23 protein-coding genes and 1 pseudogene are annotated in these 22,432 nt (G+C 72.0%); 11 read left to right on the plus strand and 13 right to left on the minus strand.

Going from position 1 to position 22,432, the window contains the following annotated elements; genetic code table 11:
* The 6 genes from RKD20_RS41145 to RKD20_RS41170 all read right to left on the minus strand — a co-directional run bounded on the left by RKD20_RS41145 (position 1) and on the right by RKD20_RS41170 (position 5,628).
* Positions 1-807: an FAD/NAD(P)-binding protein gene (locus RKD20_RS41145; protein ID WP_424882163.1), complete on the minus strand. Its 807-nt coding sequence runs from the start codon at positions 805-807 to the stop codon at positions 1-3.
* Positions 804-1,268 carry a Crp/Fnr family transcriptional regulator gene (locus RKD20_RS41150; protein WP_424882164.1) on the minus strand — a complete coding sequence of 155 codons (465 nt, stop codon included), beginning with the start codon at positions 1,266-1,268 and terminating at the stop codon, positions 804-806. Before RKD20_RS41150 ends, RKD20_RS41145 begins: the two co-directional genes overlap by 4 nt.
* A 3-nt stretch (positions 1,269-1,271) precedes the next feature.
* A complete protein-coding gene (locus RKD20_RS41155; protein WP_424882165.1) occupies positions 1,272-2,417 on the minus strand; it encodes a 4Fe-4S dicluster domain-containing protein in 1,146 nt (381 codons plus the stop codon).
* A 122-nt stretch (positions 2,418-2,539) separates the two neighbouring features.
* Positions 2,540-2,833 carry a HypC/HybG/HupF family hydrogenase formation chaperone gene (locus RKD20_RS41160; protein ID WP_424882166.1) on the minus strand — a complete coding sequence of 98 codons (294 nt, stop codon included), beginning with the start codon at positions 2,831-2,833 and terminating at the stop codon, positions 2,540-2,542.
* Between the two features lie 6 nt (positions 2,834-2,839).
* Complete coding sequence (gene hypF, locus RKD20_RS41165) at positions 2,840-5,125, minus strand: carbamoyltransferase HypF (RefSeq protein ID WP_424882167.1); 2,286 nt, start codon at positions 5,123-5,125, stop codon at positions 2,840-2,842.
* Positions 5,122-5,628 (minus strand): hydrogenase maturation protease, encoded by a 507-nt coding sequence (locus tag RKD20_RS41170; protein WP_424882168.1) that lies wholly within the window; start codon positions 5,626-5,628, stop codon positions 5,122-5,124. The genes hypF and RKD20_RS41170 overlap by 4 nt, the downstream gene beginning before the upstream one ends.
* 139 nt (positions 5,629-5,767) lie before the next feature.
* Here RKD20_RS41170 and RKD20_RS41175 point away from each other — a divergent pair, with 139 nt between their 5' ends.
* The 3 genes from RKD20_RS41175 to RKD20_RS41185 all read left to right on the plus strand — a co-directional run bounded on the left by RKD20_RS41175 (position 5,768) and on the right by RKD20_RS41185 (position 9,943).
* Positions 5,768-6,655, plus strand: coding sequence for a universal stress protein (locus tag RKD20_RS41175; RefSeq protein WP_424882169.1), 888 nt, complete (start codon positions 5,768-5,770; stop codon positions 6,653-6,655).
* Between the two features lie 56 nt (positions 6,656-6,711).
* Positions 6,712-9,399: a pyruvate, phosphate dikinase gene (ppdK, locus tag RKD20_RS41180; RefSeq protein ID WP_424882170.1), complete on the plus strand. Its 2,688-nt coding sequence runs from the start codon at positions 6,712-6,714 to the stop codon at positions 9,397-9,399.
* A gap of 103 nt (positions 9,400-9,502) precedes the next feature.
* Positions 9,503-9,943, plus strand: coding sequence for a response regulator transcription factor (locus RKD20_RS41185; RefSeq protein ID WP_424882171.1), 441 nt, complete (start codon positions 9,503-9,505; stop codon positions 9,941-9,943).
* Between the two features lie 506 nt (positions 9,944-10,449).
* Here RKD20_RS41185 and RKD20_RS41190 read toward each other — a convergent pair.
* Positions 10,450-10,602 (minus strand): hypothetical protein, encoded by a 153-nt coding sequence (locus RKD20_RS41190; protein WP_424883509.1) that lies wholly within the window; start codon positions 10,600-10,602, stop codon positions 10,450-10,452.
* Between the two features lie 262 nt (positions 10,603-10,864).
* On the opposite strand from RKD20_RS41190, the gene RKD20_RS41195 reads away from it, so the two are divergent.
* Complete coding sequence (locus RKD20_RS41195; RefSeq protein WP_424882172.1) at positions 10,865-12,001, plus strand: hypothetical protein; 1,137 nt, start codon at positions 10,865-10,867, stop codon at positions 11,999-12,001.
* A gap of 114 nt (positions 12,002-12,115) precedes the next feature.
* Here RKD20_RS41195 and RKD20_RS41200 read toward each other — a convergent pair.
* From RKD20_RS41200 to RKD20_RS41210, 3 genes and pseudogenes are all read right to left on the minus strand, one after another.
* Positions 12,116-12,502, minus strand: a pseudogene (locus tag RKD20_RS41200) (LuxR C-terminal-related transcriptional regulator); the annotation flags it as partial.
* Positions 12,503-12,517: 15 nt separating this feature from the next.
* A complete protein-coding gene (locus RKD20_RS41205; protein WP_424882173.1) occupies positions 12,518-12,799 on the minus strand; it encodes a hypothetical protein in 282 nt (93 codons plus the stop codon).
* A 15-nt stretch (positions 12,800-12,814) separates the two neighbouring features.
* Complete coding sequence (locus RKD20_RS41210) at positions 12,815-13,471, minus strand: TetR/AcrR family transcriptional regulator (protein ID WP_424882174.1); 657 nt, start codon at positions 13,469-13,471, stop codon at positions 12,815-12,817.
* A 168-nt stretch (positions 13,472-13,639) separates the two neighbouring features.
* On the opposite strand from RKD20_RS41210, the gene RKD20_RS41215 reads away from it, so the two are divergent.
* Both RKD20_RS41215 and RKD20_RS41220 read left to right on the plus strand, forming a co-directional pair.
* A complete protein-coding gene (locus RKD20_RS41215) occupies positions 13,640-14,539 on the plus strand; it encodes an alpha/beta fold hydrolase (protein WP_424882175.1) in 900 nt (299 codons plus the stop codon).
* A 339-nt stretch (positions 14,540-14,878) separates the two neighbouring features.
* Positions 14,879-15,193 carry a hypothetical protein gene (locus tag RKD20_RS41220; protein WP_424882176.1) on the plus strand — a complete coding sequence of 105 codons (315 nt, stop codon included), beginning with the start codon at positions 14,879-14,881 and terminating at the stop codon, positions 15,191-15,193.
* 8 nt (positions 15,194-15,201) lie between these two features.
* Here the strand turns inward: RKD20_RS41220 and RKD20_RS41225 are convergent, their stop codons facing one another.
* A complete protein-coding gene (locus tag RKD20_RS41225) occupies positions 15,202-15,963 on the minus strand; it encodes a ZIP family metal transporter (protein WP_351991205.1) in 762 nt (253 codons plus the stop codon).
* A 199-nt stretch (positions 15,964-16,162) separates the two neighbouring features.
* Between RKD20_RS41225 and RKD20_RS41230 the strand changes: the two genes are divergently transcribed.
* Positions 16,163-17,335, plus strand: coding sequence for a PP2C family protein-serine/threonine phosphatase (locus RKD20_RS41230; RefSeq protein ID WP_424882177.1), 1,173 nt, complete (start codon positions 16,163-16,165; stop codon positions 17,333-17,335).
* Between the two features lie 180 nt (positions 17,336-17,515).
* Here RKD20_RS41230 and RKD20_RS41235 read toward each other — a convergent pair whose 3' ends face one another.
* Positions 17,516-17,890 carry an STAS domain-containing protein gene (locus RKD20_RS41235; RefSeq protein WP_424882178.1) on the minus strand — a complete coding sequence of 125 codons (375 nt, stop codon included), beginning with the start codon at positions 17,888-17,890 and terminating at the stop codon, positions 17,516-17,518.
* Positions 17,891-18,051: 161 nt separating this feature from the next.
* On the opposite strand from RKD20_RS41235, the gene RKD20_RS41240 reads away from it, so the two are divergent.
* Genes RKD20_RS41240 through RKD20_RS41250 form a run of 3 tightly spaced genes read left to right on the plus strand, consistent with a single transcriptional unit; the run spans position 18,052 to position 20,044 of the window.
* A complete protein-coding gene (locus RKD20_RS41240) occupies positions 18,052-18,534 on the plus strand; it encodes an ATP-binding protein (RefSeq protein ID WP_424882179.1) in 483 nt (160 codons plus the stop codon).
* Complete coding sequence (locus tag RKD20_RS41245) at positions 18,528-18,698, plus strand: hypothetical protein (RefSeq protein WP_424882180.1); 171 nt, start codon at positions 18,528-18,530, stop codon at positions 18,696-18,698. The genes RKD20_RS41240 and RKD20_RS41245 overlap by 7 nt, the downstream gene beginning before the upstream one ends.
* Complete coding sequence (locus RKD20_RS41250; protein WP_424882181.1) at positions 18,695-20,044, plus strand: MFS transporter; 1,350 nt, start codon at positions 18,695-18,697, stop codon at positions 20,042-20,044. Before RKD20_RS41245 ends, RKD20_RS41250 begins: the two co-directional genes overlap by 4 nt.
* A gap of 41 nt (positions 20,045-20,085) precedes the next feature.
* Here the strand turns inward: RKD20_RS41250 and RKD20_RS41255 are convergent, their stop codons facing one another.
* Entirely contained in the window at positions 20,086-20,364 is a 279-nt protein-coding gene (locus RKD20_RS41255) for a hypothetical protein (protein WP_424882182.1), read from the minus strand.
* Between the two features lie 408 nt (positions 20,365-20,772).
* On the opposite strand from RKD20_RS41255, the gene pgm reads away from it, so the two are divergent.
* The gene (gene pgm, locus RKD20_RS41260) at positions 20,773-22,413 is read left to right on the plus strand and encodes a phosphoglucomutase (alpha-D-glucose-1,6-bisphosphate-dependent) (protein WP_424882183.1); all 1,641 of its coding nucleotides are present in this window, start codon (positions 20,773-20,775) and stop codon (positions 22,411-22,413) included.
* Positions 22,414-22,432: the final 19 nt, after the last annotated feature.

The raw sequence follows: 22,432 nt of genomic DNA on the forward strand, positions 1-22,432 counted from the left end.
TCACAACTCCCGTACGGAGAGAAGGGCTTCGGCCTGGTCCCAGCCGACGACCGGTCCGTCCCGGCACACCAGCAGCGGGCCGAGCTGGCAGTGTCCGCAGTGCCCGGTGGCGCAGCGCATGTTCCGTTCCAGCGAGACCCGGACCCGCTGCGGGGGCACGCCGAGCCGGGCGAGCTCACGGGCGGTGGCGCGGATCATCGGCTCGGGGCCGCAGACGAACGCGCAGGTGTTCGCCGGTTCGAAGGGAGCCCGGTCCAGCAGCTGGGTGACCACGCCCACGTCGCCGCGCCAGTCCGCGTCGGGCCAGTCGACGATCACCCCGGTGTACGCAGTGCGCCAGAGCTTCGGCTCCTCGCGGGCGATCAGGTCGGCCGGGGTCCGGGCGCCGATCAGCACACTGATCCGCCCGTACGCCTCCGGCTCGGCCAGCGCGCTCAGGACCAGCGGCCGCAGCGGGGCGAGCCCGATGCCACCCGCGACGACCAACAGGTCCCGGCCGCGGGCCCGTTCCAGCTCCCAGCCGGTGCCGTACGGTCCGCGCAGCCCGAGCACGTCCCCGGTGCGGGCCTCGCACAGTCCCGCGGAGACCGCGCCGACGCTGCGGACCGTGTGGGCGAGCCCGCCCGTGGCCTGCACCGAGCTCACGGACAGCGGGATCTCCCCGCGCCCGAAGCAGTGCACCATGGCGAACTGACCCGGCGCGAAGTCGTCCAGCGCCTCGGCCAGCGGTTCGATCCACAGGGTGACCGACTCCGAGGTCTCCCGCCGGTGATCGACCACGAGATACGGGACGGGTACGGCGGTCATCGCCCGTCACCGCCCGCCGGAGCCCCGTACAGGTCGACCAGCCGGGTCCGGGCCGCGCTCAGCCGCTGGGACAGCACCCGGCCGAGCCACACGGCGATGTCCCGGCCGAATTCGGCGTCGTCCTCGCACATCAGGCGCACCGCCACGGCGTCGAACTCGTAGGCCGTCACCCGCGTCACCGTGCAGGCGCCCAGCTGCCAGACGTACGGCGCGAACAGCCACGACCAGCCCACGAGATCCCCGGTGCCCACCGTCTCGATGACGGGTGTGCGATGGCCGGGCACATGCAGGTCGAGGGCGACCGTGCCCTCGCGCACGATCCAGAACCGGTCGGCGTGCCCGCCCTCGTCGAAGAGGCGTGCGCCAGGCGGGAGGTCCACTTCGTGGGCCACGCGCAGGAGCCGCTCCCGGTGCGCGGGGGACAGCGCGTGGGTCAGGCGCAGGGCGATCGAGGGGGTCATCGCTCAGGCCTCCGTCTCGGACTCGGACTCGGACTCGGCGTGCAGGGCGGTGACTTCCTCCGTGATGTCGATGCCGACCGGGCACCAGGCGATGCACCGCCCGCAGCCGACACAGCCGGAGCTGTCGAACTGGTCGTGCCAGGTGGAGAGTTTGTGGGTGAGCCACTGCCGATAGCGGGACCTCGCCGAGGGGCGCACCGGCCCTTCGTGCAGGAAGGAGAAGTCCAGGTCGAAGCAGGAGTCCCAGCGCTGCCAGCGCTCGGTGTGGTCGCCGGTGAGGTCGGTGACCTCCTCGGTGGTGGTGCAGAAGCAGGTGGGACAGACCAGGGTGCAGTTGCCGCAGGTCAGACAGCGCTGGGCGACGTCGTCCCAGCGGTCGGCCTCCAGGCTCGCGCCCAGCAGCGTGCGCAGGTCGACCGGCGGCAGCGCACGGCCCATGCGGTCCCGGGCGGAGTCGACCGAAGCGCGTGCGACGGCCTCGGTGACCATGTCGGCGTCGTGGTGGGGCACGTGCTCCAGCAGCCGTGCGCCCTCCTCGCTGCCGATCCGCACGAAGAACCGGTGGCCGTCGTCGTCGACAACCTCGGTGAGCGCGAGATCGTATCCGGGGTCGGCCGCGGGGCCGCCGCCCGTGGAGACGCAGAAGCAGGTCGCGCCGGGCTCGGTGCACTCGGCTGCGATGAGCAGCGCGCGCCGCCTGCGGGCGCCGTACCCCTCGTCCGCGTACCGTCCGCCGGTCAGGACACGGTCCTGGATCGCGATGGCCCGCAGATCGCAGGGCCGTACCCCGAGGAACGCGTAGGCCGGCGCCTCGGGGGTGTGCCGCTCGAAGGACACGTCACCCTCCGGCGTACGGTCGGCGCTCCACAGCCGCTCCCGCGCCGGATGCAGATAGGACTTCCAGGACTGCGGCCCCGCGCTGTGCGCGAAGACGGCCCCGTCGTCACGGGGGACCAGCCGGTATCGCCCGGCGTCCAGCTCGACGCCCCACCCGTAGGGCAGTTCGTCCGCGGAGGCCAGCTCGGCGAGCACGACGGCCCCGTCCCGGACGGTGGGCCCGACGACGGTCCGCCCGTCGCCGACGAGAGCGTCGACCAGCGAACCGAGCCCGTCCCGGTCCAGTACGGCGGTGTCGACGGCGGCGGTCATGACGGTCCTCCTCGGCTCGGACGGTTCCACTTCCAGCGTGTGGCCGGACCGCTGTCCGGGGCATGGGCCGACCGTCCCCTCATGGGGCCGTCAGGCCCCGGCCGCGGGACCGCCCGCACTGTTCAGCCGGCCGGATCACGCACGTCCCGCCCCTCGGCGGACGGCAACGGCTCACCCAGTTCCCCCTCCACCGCCCCCGCCATGGCCCGCAGCACTTCGAGCGTCCGCCGGGCCTCCGCCTCGTCGACCAGCGTGATGGCGAACCCGACGTGCACGATCACGTACGACCCGACGTCCGCCTCCGGCGTGCAGCTCAGGCACGCCTCGCGGCGTATCCCCCCGAAGTCCACGGTCGCCATCCGCAGCCCCGCGTCGTCGTGGACCTCCAGCACCAGCCCCGGGATCCCCAGACACATCCGTCCTCACTCCTTCCCGGTCAGCCGGGCGGCCGCGACCGCCGCCTGGCCGTAGCTGATGCCGCCGTCCCCGACGGGCACCTGTCCGCCGACCAGTACCCGCAGCCCCTGCGCGCGCAGCCGGCGCCGTACCTCGGTCAGCAGCCGCCGGTTGACGAAGCAGCCGCCGCCCAGGCACACGGTGTGCGGCGCGCCCTCGGTGACCGCGTGGGCGACGAGGCCGGCGGTGACGATCGCCAGGGTCAGATGGAATGCCGCGGCAAGTGGGGCGACCGGCTCCCCGTCGAGCTGTCGTGCCAGCAGGTCGGTGAGGGTCGGGGCCGGGTCGTACACCCACAGCCCCTCCACTCGCACCAGCCGGTGGGCGAGCGGCACGGCGTGCGTGTCACCGGCCGCCGCCTCCAGCAGGACGGCCGCCTCGCCCTCGTAGCCGACGTGGTCGGCGAGGCCGAGCAGGGAGGCTACCGTGTCGAAGAGCCGTCCGGCGCTGGAGGCCCGGGGGCAGTTGACGTTCCTGGCGACCATGGCGGTCACGGCGGTGACCTCGCGCGGGTCGAGCCGGTCGGTGAAGGCACGGGTCAGCCACGGGTAGGGCCGGGGCGAGCCCAGCGTCTCGCCACCGAGCAGATGGCCGAGGGCCGTGCGGGAGGGGTGGCGTACCGCCGCGTCGCCGCCGGGCAGGGGCGCGGTCGCGAACCTGCCCACGCGGCGGTAGCCGGTCAGATCGGCGACGAGGATCTCGCCGCCCCACAGGGTGCCGTCGTCCCCGAGCCCGAGCCCGTCGTAGGCGATGCCGAGGAAGGGTCCGCGTACACCGTGCTCGGCCGCGCAGGCGGCCACGTGCGCGTGGTGGTGCTGCACCGCGACGCGGCGCAGGGGCTGTGCCTGGGCCCACTGGGTGGACAGGTAGCCGGGGTGGAGGTCGTGCGCCAGGACGCCCGGCTCGATGCCGGTGAGGCGTTTGAGATGGCCGTACGAGGCCTGGAACGCCTCGTGGGACGCCAGGCCGGACAGGTCACCGGTGTGCGGGCCGAGCACGGCACGGCCGTCCGCGGCCAGCGTGAAGGTGTGCTTGAGCTGGGCCCCGGCTCCGGCGACCGGTTCGCGCACGTGCAGGGGCAGCGGCGCGGGGGCCAGGCCGCGGGCGCGGCGGACGGTGATGCGGGTCCGGCCGGCGAACTGCACCACGGAGTCGTCATAGCGTGCCCGGATCGGGCGGTCGTGGGTGAGGAACCCGTCCGCCACACCTGACAGGGCACGGCGGGCCTCGGCGTCGTCCACGGCGATGGGCTCGTCGCTCAAGTTGCCGCTGGTGACCACGAGGGGCCGGGCCAGGTCGTCGAGGAGGAGGTGGTGCAGGCCCGTGGTCGGCAGGAACAGGCCGACGCGCGCGAGCCCGGGGTGCACCTGCGGGGCCAGCCGGGAGTTCCCTCGCGTACCGCGGCGGGCCAGGAGCACGACGGGACGTTCCGGAGACGTCAGGGCGCGCTCCTCCGTCGCGCCGATCATGGCCAGGCGTGACGCGGTGCGCAGTCCGTCGACCATCACGGCGAACGGCTTGGCCGGACGGTGCTTGCGGCGCCTCAGCTCGGCCACCGCGCGCGGATCACCGGCGTCGCACACCAGCTGGTAACCGCCCAGGCCCTTCAGGGCGACGATCCCGCCGCGGGCGATCGTCGCGACCGCCGCCCCCAGCGCCTCCTCCCCGCGCAGGTCCTGCCAGGCGAGCCGGGGGCCGCAGACCGGGCAGGCCACGGGTTCGGCGTGGAAGCGCCGGTCTCCGGGATCGGCGTACTCGGCGGCGCAGTCGCGGCACAGCGCAAACGCCCGCATCGTGGTGCGGATCCGGTCGTAGGGCAGGTCCTCGATGATCGTGGCGCGGGGGCCGCAGTCCGTGCAGTTGACGAAGGGATAGCGGTGTCGGCGGTCGCCCGGGTCACGCAGCTCGCTCAAGCATGCAGCGCAGATCGCGGCGTCGGGCGGAATCTCGCGCGCGGCCGGGTCGCAGGATGCGGGCACGCTGTGGCGCACCCGGAACCCCTCGCCGTACGACGGCCGCGTGCCCTCGGTCAGCCGGACCCGGCGCACCTGGGCCAGGGCCGGCGCGGCGGACCGCAGCCGGTCGGCGAACGCCTCGATACGGCCGGCGGGTCCGGCGACCTCGCCCTCCACGTGACCGTTGACGTTGGCCACCCAGCCGGTCAGCCCGAGCTCGGCCGCGGTGCGGTACACGAAGGGACGGAAGCCGACCCCCTGGACGGTGCCGTACACCTCGAAGCGCCGGGCGTTCACGGCCGGCTCCCGGACAGCGGATGCCGCAGTCGGGCGATGTCGCTCTCGACGGCGTCGGCGAGCGGGTCCACGGCGGCGGCCACGGCGGGGGACAGACCGGTACCGAAGTCGCCGTCGGCGCCCTCCACGGCGTAGACGACGAGTTCGCGCGGCAGGAGGCCGAGCACGCGCGCGAGCTCCACGGCCTCACCGAGCCCCAGGCCGTGCGAACTGGTGGTCGTCGGCCCGGACAGGCGGGCCTCGCGCAGGGCGAGGCGGTGGACCCGGCCCGGTGTGCCCGGGTGGGCGTGGGCCGCGTCCACCACGACGGCCAGATCCACGCCCTCCCACAGGCCGATCAGCCGCGCGGGGTCTCCGTCGCAGGTGGCCAGCACGACATCCGACGGCCACGACTCCCGTGTGGCCCGCTCCCTCAGCCGGGCCACGACGGCCCAGCCCACCCCGTCGTCGCGCCGGAACTCGTTGCCCACGCCGACGACGGCGATCCGCGTACACGCCCTCATGCCCTCACGGTGCCCCACCGCCGGCCGGCCCCACAGGGGCCGAACGGACCCGGCCCGAGCCCTGGCGGCCCATACCGAGGGAGGGGCGCCGGAGCGACGCTGGCAGCGAGGAGCAGTCGAAGCGCAGGAGGTGCACGCCATGCCCCCGCCCGTCATCGCCGGAGTCGACGGATCGGCCGAGAGCCTCGCGGCGGCCGAGTGGGCCGCCCGCGAGGCCGTACGGCGGAACCGGTCGCTGCGGCTCGTGCATGCCTGGAGCTGGCATCCCCGCCAGGACGGTGAGCCCGCCACCGCGGCCCAGCGTCTGGCGGCGCGCCGAGCTCTGCGACAGGCGGAGGAGCGCATCGGCCGGGCCTGTCCTCAGGTGCGCTTCGAGGAGGAGCAGGTGGAGGGGCCCGCCACCGCGGCCCTGTTGCGGGCGGCCGCACAGGCGGACGTGCTGGTGCTGGGTTCACGAGGGCTTAGCGGTTTCACGGGATTCCTGGTGGGCTCGGTCGCCCTCGGCGTCGTCGCGCGAGCCGCCCGGCCCGTCGTCCTCGTACCGGCGGTCGGTGAGGGCGCGGGCGCGTACGAGACCGCCGGGCCCGAGGGGAGTGGTCGGCGGGACGTCGTGCTGGGGCTCGACCTGGCGGACCCGTGCGACGAGGTGATCGAGTTCGCCTTCGAGGCCGCACGGGATCACGGGAGCCGGCTGCGGACGGTGCACGCCTGGCAGTCGCCTGGGCCGTTCGGACTCGGTCCCGGGGAGATCGGCCTGATCGAGGAGCCGTGGCGCGCCGTCGAGTGGCGGGATTTCATGGCCGCCGTCCTCCAGCCCTGGCGCGACAAGTACCCCGGCGTCGAAGTCGTCGAGACCCTCACCGAGGGCCGACCCGCCTCTCCTTTGATCCGCGCGACCTCCGGAGCGAGCCTGCTCGTCGTGGGCCGCCGGACCACTCAGGGCCCGGCGCTCGCCCGTACCGGGCCCGTCGCACACGCAGTCATCCACCACGCCGGCTGCCCCGTGGCCGTCGTTCCCCATGAGTGAGAGCCATGAGTGAGAGCCATGAGTGTGATCCCGCGAGCGAGAGGTCTGGAGCCGTGATGAGCACGCCGACGAAGTACGTGTACACGTTCGCCGAGGGCAGCCGGGAGATGGCAGGACTCCTGGGCGGCAAGGGCGCAGGACTGGCCGAGATGACTCGGCTGGGACTGCCCGTGCCGCCCGGCTTCACGGTCACGACCGAGGCCTGCAAGGTCTATCTGGCCACCGGCGAGGAGCCGCCCGAACTGGGCGTCGAGGCCGCCCGTGCCCTGGCCGGACTGGAACACGCCATGGACCGCACCCTCGGCGCCGCCGCCGACCCGCTACTGGTGTCCGTCCGCTCGGGCGCCCGCTTCTCGATGCCCGGCATGATGGACACGATCCTCGACATCGGCCTGAACGACGAGTCCGTCGCCGGGTTCGCCAAGGTGACGGGCGACGAGCGCTCCGCCTGGGACTCCTACCGGCGCCTTGTGCAGATGTTCGGCCACACGGTGATGGGCGTGGACGGCGACCTCTTCGAGGAAGCCATCGCCGCACGCCGGACCGCGCTGGGAGTGGCCACCGACCACGAACTCGCGACCACCGAACTCGTGGCGCTGGTGGGGGAGTTCAAGGACCTGATCCGCCGAGAGACCGGTGAGAACTTCCCCCAGGACCCGGCTGAGCAACTCGCCCGCGCGGTCCGTGCCGTCTTCGACTCCTGGAACGGCGAACGTGCCCGCGTCTACCGCCACCGCGAGCACATCCCCGAGGACCTCGGCACGGCCGTCAACGTGCAGGCCATGGTCTTCGGCAACCTCGGTCCGGATTCCGGCACCGGAGTCGCCTTCACCCGCGATCCCGCCACCGGCGAACGCGGGCTCTACGGCGACTACCTGCCGGACGCCCAGGGCGAGGACGTCGTCGCAGGCGTGCGCGACGCGCTGCCGATCAGCGAGATGAAGCAGCTCGACCCCCGCTCCTACGTCCAACTGGGCGACCACCTGCGGACCTTGGAGGGCCACTACCGGGACCTGTGCGACGTCGAGTTCACCGTCGAACGCGGGCGGCTGTGGATCCTTCAGACCCGCGTCGGCAAGCGCACCGCCGAGGCCGCCTTCCGCATCGCCCACGACCTGCGCGAGGAGGGCGTCGTCACGGCGGACGAAGCCCTCACCCGGGTGAGCGGCGCCGAACTCACCCGCCTGATGTTCCCCCGCTTCGACGCCAAGGCCACCGACGCGCCACTCGCCCAAGGGATCTCCGCGTCGCCGGGTGCCGCAGTCGGCGCGGTCGTCTTCGACTCCGCCGAGGCCGTACGGCGGGCCGCCGCCGGTGAACAGGTGGTCCTGGTCCGCCGGGAGACCACCCCCGACGACCTGCCCGGCATGATCGCCGCCCAGGCGGTGCTGACCAGCCGGGGCGGCAAGACCAGTCATGCGGCGGTCGTGGCCCGCGGCATGGGCAAGGTGTGCGTGTGCGGCGCGGAGGCACTCGCCGTCGACCCCGTCGCCCGCCGGTTCACCACCCCTTCCGGCACGATGGTCCACGAGGGCGACACGGTCTCCGTGGACGGCACCGCGGGTACCGTCCACCTCGGCGCCCTGCCGCTGACCGCGTCCGACGTCGGACGGGCCCTGGAGTCCGGTACGGGCGAGGGAGCGCTCACCGAGGCCGTGCTCGGCGCACTGGCGCACGCCGACGCGGTACGCCGTCTGGAGGTGCGCGCCAATGCCGACACACCCGAGGACGCCGTACGGGCACGGGCGTTGGGCGCCCAGGGCATCGGACTGTGCCGCACCGAGCACATGTTCCTCGGCGAGCGCAGGACCCTGATCGAGGCGATGATCCTGGCCCGCGACGACACCGCGCGCGCGGAGGCCCTGGATGCCCTCCTGCCGCTCCAGCGCGCCGACTTCACCGCCATCCTGGAGGCGATGGACGGCCTGCCGGTGACGATCCGGCTCATCGATCCGCCGCTGCACGAGTTCCTGCCCGACCGCACCGAACTCGCCGTCCGCCTCGCCCAGTCCGTCCATCCGGACCTCCACGACCGTGAACTCCTGCACGCCGTCGAGCGGATGCACGAGCAGAACCCCATGCTGGGCCTGCGCGGGGTGCGGCTGGGCCTGGCCGTGCCCGGCCTGATGGCCATGCAGGTGCGGGCGATCGCCGAGGCGGTCGTACGGCGTCTGCGCGACGGCGGCCGACCGTGCGCCGAGATCATGATCCCGCTGGTCGGCACGGTCGAGGAACTCCGCCTGGCCCGCGCGGAGACCGAACGGGTCCTCGCCGAGGTCGCCGCCGAGACCGGCACGCCGCTGGACTGCCCGATCGGCACGATGATCGAGCTGCCGCGCGCCGCGCTCACTGCCGCCCGGATCGCCGAGGCCGCCGACTTCTTCTCCTTCGGCACGAACGACCTGACCCAGACGACCTGGGGGCTCTCCCGCGACGACGCCGAGGCCTCCTTCTTCCCGCTCTATCTGGACAAGGGCGTCTTCGCGGTCTCGCCCTTCGAGTCGATCGACCAGGAGGGCGTGGGCAGGCTGGTGGAACTCGCCGTCACGGCGGCCCACGAGATCGACCCGGGACTGGAGACGGGCGTGTGCGGCGAGCACGGCGGCGATCCGGCCTCGATCCACTTCTTCCACCGGGCGGGCCTGGACTACGTCTCCTGCTCGCCCTTCCGCATCCCGGCGGCACGTCTGGAGGCCGGCCGGGCGGCTCTCGTCGACACCACGGCTACCAGCGAGACGAGGTGATCCTTCGACGGGGGACGCTTGACCCGTACCGTCAGCGAAGGCGCCGACGCACCCTGGGGGAATCAGGGCAGCGGTCGCCCTCGCTCGGAAGGCGGGCAGAGGTATGAATGCCCAGACCAGGGGTGGTGCCGAGGAGACGCGGGTGCTGGTCGTGGAGGACGACCGTGGCATCGCGGAGTCCCTGGTGCGCGGCCTGCGGCAGGCTGGATACGGAGTCGAAGGTGTCCGGACCGGGCGGGCGGCGCTGTCGGCGCCCACACCCGACGTCGTCCTGCTGGTTCTGGGCCTGCCGGACATCGACGGTGTCGAGTTGTGCCGGAGGCTGCGTGCCCGGTCGGACGCCGCGATCATCGCGGTGACCGCGCGGGGTGAGGAGGCCGACCGGGTGGTCGCTCTGGACGAGGGCGCCGACGACTACCTCGTCAAACCTTTCGGGCTCGCCGAGCTGCTGGCGCGGATACGGGCCGTGCTGCGCCGTCGCCGCCCGGCCGAGCACATCGGCCCTGCCTTCGGCCTGGGGAGTACGACCAACTCGTCACTGTGACCCGGCGCGGGACACGGAGGAACACGCTGTCCGAGGCGTTTAATCGAGCGAAGAGGCAAGCGCGCGCCAACGGGGTGAAGATCCCGCCCTCGGCCACGTTCCGGGACCTGAGGGATTTCATGGACGCTGTTCTGATCGCTGCCGGGGTGCCGCCCCGCCGTGTCCCCTCCGGGGCTGCCTGCGCAGGCTTTGGTGCCTCGTTCGGAGCGGATCTCGCGACGAGCAGAGGGGACGGAGAACGGTCGGCCTCGTGCGCGGAAGCGGGACTCAAGGTCGGTCGCTACAAGGCAAAAGGGAAGGAGGGAGTCGTGACCTCTGAAGCAATCCTGCACGCAGACTGCGAGTCACGGTCGGTTGCCGAAAATGTGCAAGGAATGTGCGACGGGTGCTGCAGGAGCGGGCCACTGCGCAGGTCAGGCGGGGGCCACTCGTGGCGTGCGACATTCCCGGCAGGACAGTTCGTTCGTGCCGGTGACCGCCTGGGCCTGAGTCGATCCGGCGGGCTGTCAGCCGGGTCCGCCCAGCACGATCTTCCGCACTCGGGTCGCCACCTGGAGGTTGAGCCGGTCCTCGGCGTTCGCGAGGTCGTTGGCTCGGTCGAACGGGTGGCCTCGGCGGCCGGTGAGGGTGGCATGGCGATCCGCCTCGTGCGCGACCACCGGGAAAACACGGGCAACCTGGTCCGCACCGCGGGCCCCGAGGGGCCCCGGCCGGTGACGGGCCGGGCCGTGTCCTGGCGTTGACCCTGAAGTGGAGCGGGAGCGGGTGCTCACGGCGGCGCACGCGATCGTGGGCCGGTCCGGCCGGAGCGCCCGCATCCGCCGACGGGAGCCAGAGTGTCACGCGGCACCGATGTCACCTCGGGGGCATCCTGGGCACTCGTCGTAGCGGGGTCAGTCAGCCGACGAGAAGGAGCCAGTCATGCGGGTGTCGCCTCAGGACGTCACGCTGGTGGTTCTCCTGGCGGATCCGGACACGCCCACGGAGGTCGCTCAGCGCATGGCCCGGACACTTCCCGGTCGGCTCGCCGACAAGTCGGGCCAGGGGCGGCGGTTCGACGTCGAGGTGGTCAGTGAGCCCTTCACCGCGGGGACGGAGGACCTGCCCACATTGATGGGTCGGCTCATGGACCGCGGAAGAGCGGAGAACTGGGACATCGTCGTGGCTCTCACCGATCTTCCGCTGCACTGGCACGGGCACAAGCTCGTGGTGGATCTGAGTCACGAACACGGCTTGGCGCTGCTGTCACTCCCCACGCTGGGGGGTCTGCGTCTGCAGACGAGGGCCCGGCGGGCCGTGGAGGAAGCCGTGCTCGGCCTGGCGCGTCAGCGGGTCTCCGGGGGTGAAGGGCCTCCGCAGAGTCAGCCGCCCCTGGGGCGCTTCGTCAGTCGTCTCGCGCCCGTTCACCCGGGCGCTGTCGGTGCGGAGGAGACCGCTGATCTTCGGTACGTCCTCAGGGGGCCGCGCGGTTACCTGAGAGTGCTCGTCGGTATGGTCCGCGCCAACCAGCCGTGGCGGTTGGTGCCGGGATTGTCGAAAGCCCTGGCGGCCGCACTCGCCACGGGAGCGGTCGCCACCGTGAACTCCACCGTCTGGGGCCTGGCCGAGGCCCTGAGCGTGCCGCGCCTCGTGATCGCCATGGTCGGATCCGTCGCGCTCATGATCGGCTGGCTGATCGTGGACGCGCAGCTGTGGCACCGATCGGCGGAGGTCTCGCGGGAGGCGAGGCAGAGGATGAGGCTCTACAACGCCTCGACCGTCCTGACCGTGGGTATTGGTGTGATCGTGTGCTACGCGGGTCTGATGGTCATCAACTTGGTCTGGGCGCTGTTCATCCTCAACGACCAGGTGTTCGCCTCCATGACACAAACTCCGCTGGACTCGATGGACTACTGGACGTTGTCCTGGTTCGTGGCCTCGGTCGCCACGGTGGGCGGGGCCCTGGGATCCGGCCTGGAGAGCGACGAGGCGATCCGGGCAGCCGCCTACTCCAAGCGCGAACAGGAACGTCGCCACATGCTCCAAGGCGGCGACGGCACTGACCAGCTGGAGACCTGAGCCGGAGATCCGCCGGTGGCCGATCCCGACGGTACGCCGAGGCGCCTTGGCCAGAGGCACACCGGGGCTGATGGAGGCTCTGGACCGCGCCGGACATCCCGCCCGGCCCCCGAGCTACCTGGCCCTGACAAGCCCGGTGTCGTACGCCATGATCACGGCCTGGATGCGGTCCCGCGCACCGACCTTGGCGAGGACCCGTCCGACGTGTTTCTTCACCGTGGACTCGCTGAGGACGAGCCGTTCGCCGATCTCGGTGTTCGTCCAGCCCTGGCCGATGGCGACCAGGACCTCACGTTCGCGGTCGCTGAGGGACTCCAGGCGGGGATCGTCGGGGGCAGTCCCGCCGGCCGGGGAGAGGACCTGGTGGGCGTAGGAGTCCAGGAGCCGCCGGGTCAGGCGAGGGGCCACGACGGCGTCGCCTGTCGCGACCGCGCGGATGCCTGCCACGAGTTCCTCGGGCCGGGCGTCCTTGAGCAGGAAGCCGGTGGCGCCGGCCCACAGCAACGGCGCCACCGGCTACGTGGAGATCGGCTCCGTCGCCGGCGAACAAGCTGCCGTACCCGCCTCGTTGCTGCGCAGCCGCCCCTTCCGCCTCAGCGGCTGCGGTATCGGCTCCTTCGACACGCGCCGGTACTGCACGAAGTCGCCGCCTGCGAGGCGTGGGCCGCCCCCGCGGGCCCCGCCCGGGAGAGGAACGGCGTACATGACCGCACCGAGGGGCGGCCTCCAGCCGCCGGGGCGGTTGCCGAAGAACTTACCCATGTCGTCCACGCCGCCGGTCACGGCGATTCCGTCCACCCGTCTCCTGGACCGTCAGTCGGCGTCGCGCAGCCGACCGAGCCCGTCGAGGACGAGTTCCAGGCCGAAGCGGAACTCGTCCTCCAGCGGCACCGGCATCCAGTCGGCCACCGCCGCGGTGGCGGGGTACAGAGAGGGATCCGCTGCGTGGAGGACTGCGGACGCCTGGGAGTCCTTGGAGGTCTGTTCCGCGTCGTGGTGCCCGCGGACCTGAATCGCGAAGCCGAGCACGTAGCGGGACAGTGTGGCGTAGGCGCGCGCGGCGACCTGCGGCGGGAATCCGTCGGCGAGCAGGAGGGCGATGCAGCGCTCCCGCATCGCCATCGCGTTCGGGCCGACGGGGATCCCCTCGACAAGCAGGGGCGCCACTTTCTCGTGCCGGCTCACGGCGTCGAACATGGCCTGCACCGTCGTACGGCACGCGTCCCGCCAGCCCATGGCGGCGAGCTCGGCGTCGCTGATCTCGATCCCGCCGAACATGCGGTCCACGACGTGGGCCACCAGAGCCGACCGGCTGTCGAAGTGTCGGTAGAGGGTGGCCGTGCCGGAGCCCAGGCGCTGGGCGAGCGTCCGCATCGACAGGGCGTCGGCGCCCTCCTCGTCGACGATCTGCACCGCCGCGTCGATGATCCGCTCCAGCGGAACGGGCGGACGGCCGGGGGAGCGCCGCACCGGCGACCCGCCTCCTCGCGTCTGATCTCGTGATGTTGGCACCCGAAAAGTATGCCTGCTTGACATGAGCCACATAACGGCAACATTGTAACCGTTATGAGTTTCTGGTCTCCGGGTCGGGGGGACGCTGACCGAGTTCCTCCAGACATCTCGAAGGAAGACACCCCGATGAAGTATTTCGTGATGCCGGACGAGACTCTCCAACTCGACGCGCACGCCCGTGAATCGCTGCGCGGCGACTTCGCCGAGCTGTCCGACGGGTACACGCACTACGAGTTGCGCGGTCCCGACACCGGTGAACTCGCCGTCCTGGTGCCGGGACTGACCATTCCGCTGTTCTACTGGGACGGTGTGGCGCCGAAGCTGCACGCGCGGGGCATTCGGACGCTGGCCTTCAGTGCGTACGGCCGCGGCTACTCCGACCGCGCGCAGGGCCGGTACGACGAGGCGATGTTCGTGCGCCAGCTCCGCGAGCTGCTCGCGTTCCTCGGCATCGGCACGCCGGTGAACCTGGTGGGGACGTCGATGGGTGCGCTGGGCGCGATGGCCTACCTCCTGGACCGCCCCGAGACGGTCCGGACCCTCACGCTCATCGGGCCGGCCGGCCTGTCCACCGACACCGCGCTGCAGCAGCGTGCGCTGAAGGCCAACCCGATCGCCTCGTTCGCCGCCCGGCGCTTCGGCCGCAAGATCCTGCTCGGCCATCTCGGGCGCAATGTCTCCGATCCCGCCCTCGTCGAGCCCCTGACCGCGATGATCTCGGACTGCTACCGGTTCGAGGGATCGATGTACTGCTTCTTCTCCACTTTGCAGAACTACCCGATCTCCGGCCGCGAGGACCTCTACCGGCGGACCGGCGGCCTCGGCATACCGACCCTGCTGGCGTGGGGAACCGAGGACCAGGTCACCCCCATCAGCGGGTTCGACCGAGCGCGTGACCTGGTCCGGCCGACGCGCACCGAAATCATCGAGGACTGCGGGCACATGGCTCCGTACGAGCGTCCCGCGCACACCGCGGACCTGCTGTCGTCCTTCATCACGGCCCGGCACGACCGCATCCACTCATGACGGGATCACCGGGCCGCCGGCCTCACCACGCCTGGCACGAGCACCCGTTCAGCGTCGCCGGCGTCGACGGCGAAGGGGCGGTCCGTCTCACCACCCGCGCACTCGGCGACGCGACCCGACATCTCCACGCCGATCTGCTGTCCGGGACCCCCGCCACCCTCAGCGGCCCCTACGGCATGTTCGATCACACCCTCGGCTGGCCCCGCCAGATCTGGATCGGCGCGGGAATCGGGATCGCCCCCTTCCTGGGGTGGCTCGACCGCACGGACGCACCGCTGCCGAGAACGGACCTCTACTACTGCACATCGGGAGGTCGGCTCCGCGGTCGGGATCGTCCTCATGGGCTCGATCTACGGCAGCCACTACCGCTCCTCCCTGCCCGACTCGGTCGGCAAACTCCCCGCCGACGCCGCCGAGTCGGTACGTCATTCGGCCGCCGCCGGCCTCCACGTCGCCGACCACCTCGGGGCACCGGGCCAGGCTCTCGCCGACGGCGGCAAGTCCGCGTTCATGGACGGCCTGTCCGCCTCCCTGATCACCGTGTGTGCCGTCGTTGTCGTTGCGGCGGTCGGCGCCCTGCCGCGCGCACCGAAGACTCCGCCCACGGCGGACCGACCTGGAGCGGCTCCCGGCCGAGTGGGCCGAGTGGGCTGAGCGGCTGGTCAGGCGTGAGACAGAGCGAAGGAGACCAGGAAGCCGCTCACGGTGATCAGCCCGATGGCCAGGTGGGCGTTCTCGAACGCCTCGGGGATCATCGTGTCGGCGATCATGGCGAGGATCGCCCCGGCGGCCACGGCGGTCACCACGGCGATCAAGGCGGGGGAGAAGGAACCGACCACGGTGTAGCCGAGGACGGCCGACACGGTGCTCGCGGCGGCGATCGCGGCCCAGACGCCGAACACGTATCCCTTGGTGCGGCCGGCCTTCTTCATCCCCGCCGAACTGGACAGCCCTTCCGGCACGTTGCTGATGAACACCGCCGCGACGGTCACCAGGCTGACCGCCCCGCCGTCGAGCAGGCTGACGCCGATCACCGCGGACTCCGGCACACCGTCGAGCAACGCGCCGAGCGCGAGCGCCGTCCCGGAGCCGCCCTGCTGGGCCTCCGAGGGCTGTGCCGCCGACTGCTGGTGACCGGAGCGCTTGCGGTGCCGGGCACCCCGGCGGGCCAGCCACACGTTGCCCGCCGTGTAGGCCAGGGCGCCGATGAGGGTGCCGACGACCGCGGGAGTCAGCCCTGCCTGGTCGTACGCCTCCCCGACCAGCTCGAAGGAGACCGCGGACAACAGCACCCCGGCACCGAAGGCCATCACGGTCGCGATGATCTTCTGCGGCACCCGCAGCCCGTACCCCAGCGCCGCCCCGAGCAGCAGCGCGGAGCCCGCCACCAGTCCCCACAGTCCAGCCTGTACCACTTCAGCCATGCCGTCGCGTCTACCCGTTATGGGTGTGGATCAACAGGTGTGGATCAACAGGCGCCGCTGGCCTTCGGGTCGTGGGCGGTGGGCATGGGGCTGTCTTCGACCGGCGGCATGGGTCTGCCTTCGACCAGCCAAGACGACCCTTTGAGGTGAGGCTGGGCAGATGCGGGGAAGAAGTTGCGGCAGCCGATGGGAGGTTGCTGTGGAGGGTGCAGATCTGGAACTGGGCGAATTGCTGGCCGCTGCGGAAGCGGCCCCGCCCGGTGAGTCCGTCGACGTGGTGGCGCGCGACCTGCAGAAGCGGTTCGGTGCGGAGCGGGTGTCGTTTCTCTTCGTCGACCTCATCGGTCAGCGACTGGTACGGCTCGCCCCGGCCGACGGCACGGACCGCGCCGAGCCGATCGACCTGCAGGGCAGCGTCTACGACAGCGTGCTGCGGAGCCAGCGCCAGCATGTGGAACCGGACGGTCAGGGCGGACGGCGCGTCATCACGCCGGTCACCAACCGCGGCGACTGCCTCGGCGTCCTGGAGGTGACCCTGCAGTGCGCCGACGACACCGTGCTGCGGCAGGTCCGCGACGCGGCACACGCGCTGGCCTACATCATCGTCACGGACGGGCGCTTCACCGACCTGTACCACCTGGGCAGGCGCACCACCGAGACCAGCCTGGCAGCGGAGATCCAGCACCAGCTGCTCCCCGCGGCCCCCTGCTGCGAGGCGGTCCAGTTCACCCTGGCCGCCGGGCTGGTGCCGGCCGACGACATCGGGGGCGACACCTACGACTACACCCTCGACCGCGACACCCTGCATCTGTCCATCACCGACGCGATGGGTCACGACACGAACTCCGCTCTGCTGGCCACCCTGCTGGTCAGTGCGCTGCGGCGGGCGCGCCGCAGCGGCTGCGACGCCCTCAAGCAGGCCGACCACGCCCATCAGGCTCTGCTGAGCCACAGCCGCGGGCTGGCCACCGGGCAGTTGCTGTGCGTCGACCTGGAGACGGGCCTGTGCGAACTGGTCAACGCCGGCCACCCCTGGCCGCTGCTGCTGCGTGAGGGCACCGTCGAGGAGGTCAAGCTCGCCGTCAATCTGCCGTTCGGTGTGGCGGCACCCTCGTCCTACCGACTCCAGCAGCTGCAACTGCGTCCCGGCGACCGCCTGATCCTGCTCACCGACGGCATGCTGGAACGCGGTGCCGCGGTGGCGGACCTGACCTCGGTGATTCACGACACCGGTGAGCTGCATCCGAGGGAAGCCGTCAGAGCCCTGACCGCCGCGGTGCTCGATGCCTGCCACGGCAGCCTTCGCGACGATGCCACGGTCATGATCCTGGACTGGCACGGCGATCGACGCCGACCGGTCGAAGAAGCGTGAGCGGCAAGGGTGAGCGGCAAGTGTGAGCGGGGCGATGAGGGCGACTCGGCTGACGTGAGGTTGAGCAGACAGCCTCTCGGTGATTCTTCGCCGACTCCGGTCGGCGAAGAATCGTCGCGCCCGTGATCTTCATGTCCCGCAGAGGCCCGCGAGGGGCGCCCAGCGCACCGGCGTCGCAGGTCAGGGGTTCAGGGCCTGCTCGACCGTGGGATGGCAGGCGATGACAGTGTCCAGGCCGACGAGTTCGAACACCCGTGTCACCGATTCCCGGGCCGCGGCGAGGCGCAGCCACCCCTGGGCCGCACTGACCTGCTGGTAGACCTGGACGAAGACGTTGATGCCGGTGGAGTCCAGGAAGGTCACGCCGCTGAGGTCCGCCACGACACGGGGTGCCTGACCGTCGTCAGCACCGTCCGGGGGGAGCAGTGCCGTGGCCAGCGCGTCCTTGACATCGTGGTCGATGTCTCCACGCAGGGTCACCACGCGGATGCCGTCGGCAGTCGTCCGCGCGACGAACAACCGCTCTGGTCGCTCTGTTGGCGATATGTCGGTCACCGTTCCTCACCTGAGCCGGGCTGCCGGGGCAGCGTTCGCGGACGATTGTGCCCCACCAGCCCGGTCGGCTGCACCAGGCCGCTGTGCCGAACATCGCCTCGGGTGCGCATCCGATGCGCCCCTGTGGGCACTCGCGCGCGGAGACGGGAAGGAAACGGTTGATGCCGATGGGTTCGCGATCCGAGGACGAGGACTGTACCGAGCACGACGGCGACCTGGCACATGTCGGCTTCGCCCTGGCCGGGGACGAGGGATGCATCGCCCGGGCCCGGCGTCACGCGGCCGACTTCCTCGCCCGGCTCCGGGACGAGTACGGCCGGGACGTCTCCCCGTACACCGTGGGAACGACCCAGCTCGTGGTCAGTGAGCTGGTCACCAACGCCCTCAAATACGCCCCGGGACCTGTCGTCATGGAGCTGCGCAGCACCGGTGCCCGGGTGGAGGTCGTCGTCGGGGACAGCAACCCCACGCTGCCGTCGGCGCAGCCCACCGACCCGGACCGCGTCGGCGGGCACGGCTTGGAGATCGTCAGGGCCGTCGCCCAGGGCCTCCACATCCAGCGGCTGAGAGTCGGCAAGCGCATCACCGCCCTGATCGCCCTGACCGCCACCCCCGGTCCCTCACCCATGGAACATCCGTGCTGACCAGGTCGTCCCTCGCGACCGGCACCGTCAGCCGAATCCGCAGCCAGTACGCCGAGGACACCGAGGACGCCGAGGACGCCGAGGACGCCGAGGACGCCGAGGACACCGACGGCAGGGTGCTGCACCGCCATCAGCAGCCCCTCCAAGGGCCCCGACGCCCATGACCGGACCGGCGCCCCGCAGCGGAGGTCCCTCGCGGCTCCCCGTCTACCTGACCTCGGCCGTCCTCGTCCGGACCGCCGACGACGGAGCCCGCGTCGCCCTCGTCATGCTGGCCGCCCAGCGCGCCCACAGCCCGACGCTCGGCGGCGCCCTGGTGGCCGCGCTGATGATCCCGCACGTGGCGGCCGCACCCGTGGTCGGCGTTCTGGCCGACTCGGTGCGGCGACGCCGTCTCTTCCACGGCGGCGCTGTGGCGCTCTACGGTGCCGCGCTCGTCGCCCTGGCCTTCCTGGTGGGCAGGGCCGACGACGCCGTGGTGCTGGCGCTGGCCGTTGCCGCCGGGTGCGTCGCCCCCTTGCTGACCGGCGGTCTCACCGGTCTCCTGGCGGATCTGCTCAGCAAGGAACGGCTGACCAGGGCTTTCAGCGCCGACGCGGTGTCGTACAACCTGGCGGGCATCTGTGGGCCCGCTGTCGCGGCGGCTCTGGGCACGGCGGTGGGCGCGGGAGCGGCCCTGGCGGTTCTGGGGGCCGGAGCGATGACGGGTGGGCTCCTGCTGTTCTCGCTGCGGCTGCGTCCACGGTCCCCCGAACAGACCGGACCACCCGGACCTGCCGGACCTGCCGGATCGCCCGGGCACACCGGACCGGGACGCCTCCGCGCTGCCGACCTGGCGCGGGGAGCGGTCGAGCTGGTCCGCAACTCCCCGCTGAGGTCGGTCACTTGGGGAAGCGGCGTGGCACAGCTGGGTGTGGGGGCGCTGCCCGTGGTGAGCGTCCTGCTCGCCGCCGAGTACCACGCCCCCTGGGCGACGGGCGGGCTGATGACCGCGTTCGCCGCCGGTGCTCTGGCGGGCTCCCTGAGCTATGCCTACCGCCCCGTCGGCCGGCACCACCCGGAGCGTGTGGTGCTCTGGGGTCTGCCGGCGACCGGGGTCCCCCTGGCGATGGTGCCGTGGGCCGGTGACGCCGTGGCCGCGGCCGCCCTGTTCGCCCTGGCCGGCTTCTGCACCGGCCCGCTGTTCAGCGCGCTGCTGGCCAGCCGTGAGCGGTACGCACCGCCGGGTGCCCGCACCCAGATCTTCACGCTCGGTGCCGGGCTCAAGAGCACCTTCGCTGCCGCCGGGGCGGGGGCGGCGGGAGCCCTCAGCGGGCTGGGAGCCGTACCTCTGATGCTGGGGACCTCCGTATGCCAGCCGGCCGCCGGCGCTCTGGCCCTCGTCCTGCTGACAGGCCGGCGCCCCGGTCCTGCCGGCCGCGAGGCGGGTCCGGCCGGGAATGCCCCCCAGCCTTCGACTTCCGCGTGTTCCGCATGGGACACCCGTGGACGAGAGCCTCGGCGTCGATGAGGAACGTGGTAACGGCCCGGCCGCGAGAGCCGGGCCGTACGTCACCGGGCGGGTTCGATGCGCAGGACGGCGGCCGCGTCGAGGACGTCGAGCACCTTCAGGCTCATGGCGTCGTTGATGGTCGCGGCGGGGCCCTCCTCGCAGCTCAACCCGACACCGCCACCGCCCGCCGACGACACACCGCCGCCACCGGAACAGCCCGAGACGCTGTAGCCCGACCCGGTCAGCCCGGCGACCATGTCGACCTTGCCGCCACCGATCGCCGTCACCTTGATCGGCCCCAGGCCGTACGCCGCCGGCACGTTCACCACGTCTCCCACGGCGACCTTGATCTCGCAGGTCCCGTCGGCACACGGCCCGGACGGCGAGGGCGAGGGCGAGGGCGTGGACGACCGTGTGGGCGTGTGTGTGGGGCCGGACGCCGACCCGGACCCTTTCGGCCGGCCCTTGCCCTCGGCGGGGGATCCGTCCCGGGAATCGGAGGAACACGCGGTGAGAACGGCGAACAGGCAAGCGGCAACAGTGGCGACGGCGGCGGTGGATGACGTGCCTCTACGCATCATGACGGCCATTGAACCCCCATCTCCCGCCTCGTCGGCGGGTTCGCCGGTCGGGTCCCCCTTGCCGGGCACGGTGAGGACGCAACCGCGCCCCCACGCGCGTCCCCGCCGCCCCGTCAGGGGAGAATGAGGCGTACCCAACGGTCGACCCTTGCGGAGGAGCGGGAAATGCAGAACGCGCGAGCAGGGCAGGTCGCCGGGCCCGAAGACCTCGTCGATGTGGCCCGTCTGGTCACGGCGTACTACGCGCTGCACCCCGACCCGGCCGAACCGGGACAGCGGGTGGCCTTCGGCACCTCCGGACACCGCGGTTCGTCCCTCAATGCGGCTTTCAACGAGGACCACATCGCCGCCACCAGCCAGGCCATCTGCGAGTACCGCGCCGCACAGGGCACCGACGGCCCCCTCTACCTCGGCGCCGACACCCACGCCCTGTCCGAGCCCGCCCGGATCACGGCCCTGGAGGTGTTCGCGGCCAACGACGTGACCGTCCTGATCGACCAGGCCGACGGCTACACACCCACCCCCGCCGTCTCGCACGCCATCCTCACCCACAACCGGCACCGGACCTCGGCGCTCGCCGACGGGGTCGTCGTCACTCCCTCTCACAACCCGCCCGCCGACGGCGGCTTCAAGTACAACCCGCCGAACGGCGGCCCCGCCGGCTCCGAGGCGACCTCCTGGATCCAGGACCGCGCCAACGAGATCATCACCGGTGGCCTGAAGGACGTACGGCGCATCCCCTACGCCCGAGCCCTGGCCGCCCCCGGCACCGGCCGCCACGACTTCCTCGGCGCCTACGTGGCCGATCTGCCGAACGTGCTGGACCTGGAGGCGATCCGGTCCGCCGGCGTGCGCATCGGCGCCGACCCGCTGGGCGGCGCCTCGGTCGCCTACTGGGGCCGTATCGCCGAACAGCACCGGCTCGACCTGACGGTGGTCAATCCGCTCACCGATCCCACCTGGCGTTTCATGACGCTCGACTGGGACGGCAAGATCCGCATGGACTGCTCGTCGCCGTACGCCATGGCCTCGCTCATCGAGCAGCGCGACCGCTTCGACATCGCCACCGGCAACGACGCCGACGCCGACCGGCACGGCATCGTCACGCCGGACGCGGGCCTGATGAACCCCAACCACTATCTCGCCGTGGCGATCTCGTACCTGTTCGCGCACCGGAAGCAGTGGCCCGCGGCGGCCGGGATCGGCAAGACCCTGGTGTCGTCCAGCATGATCGACCGGGTCGTGGCGGACCTCGGCCGGACGCTGGTCGAGGTCCCCGTCGGCTTCAAGTGGTTCGTGGACGGCCTGTCCGACGGCACGATCGGCTTCGGCGGCGAGGAGTCGGCCGGGGCGTCCTTCCTGCGCCGCGACGGCTCGGTGTGGACCACCGACAAGGACGGCATCATCCTGGCCCTGCTCGCCTCCGAGATCACGGCGGTCACCGGCAAGACCCCCTCGCAGCACTACGCCGCGCTCACCGACCGCTTCGGCGCCCCCGCCTACGCGCGCGTGGACGCCCCGGCCTCCCGTGAGGAGAAGGCCCTGCTCGCCAAGCTGTCCCCGCGCCAGGTCACCGCCGACACTCTCGCCGGAGAGCCGGTCACCACGGTCCTCACGGAGGCTCCCGGCAACGGCGCAGCCCTCGGCGGCATCAAGGTGGCCACCGCCAACGCCTGGTTCGCGGCCCGGCCCTCGGGCACCGAGGACGTCTACAAGATCTACGGGGAGTCCTTCCTCGGCCCGGACCATCTGAGCCGGGTCCAGGAGGAGGCCAGGTCCGTGGTGCTGGCGGCGCTGAACGCCTGATCGACATGGACGATCGCGA

It is taken from the genome of Streptomyces sp. SLBN-8D4 (assembly GCF_049739545.1).
GTDB classification, from domain to species: Bacteria; Actinomycetota; Actinomycetes; order Streptomycetales; family Streptomycetaceae; genus Streptomyces; species Streptomyces canus_C.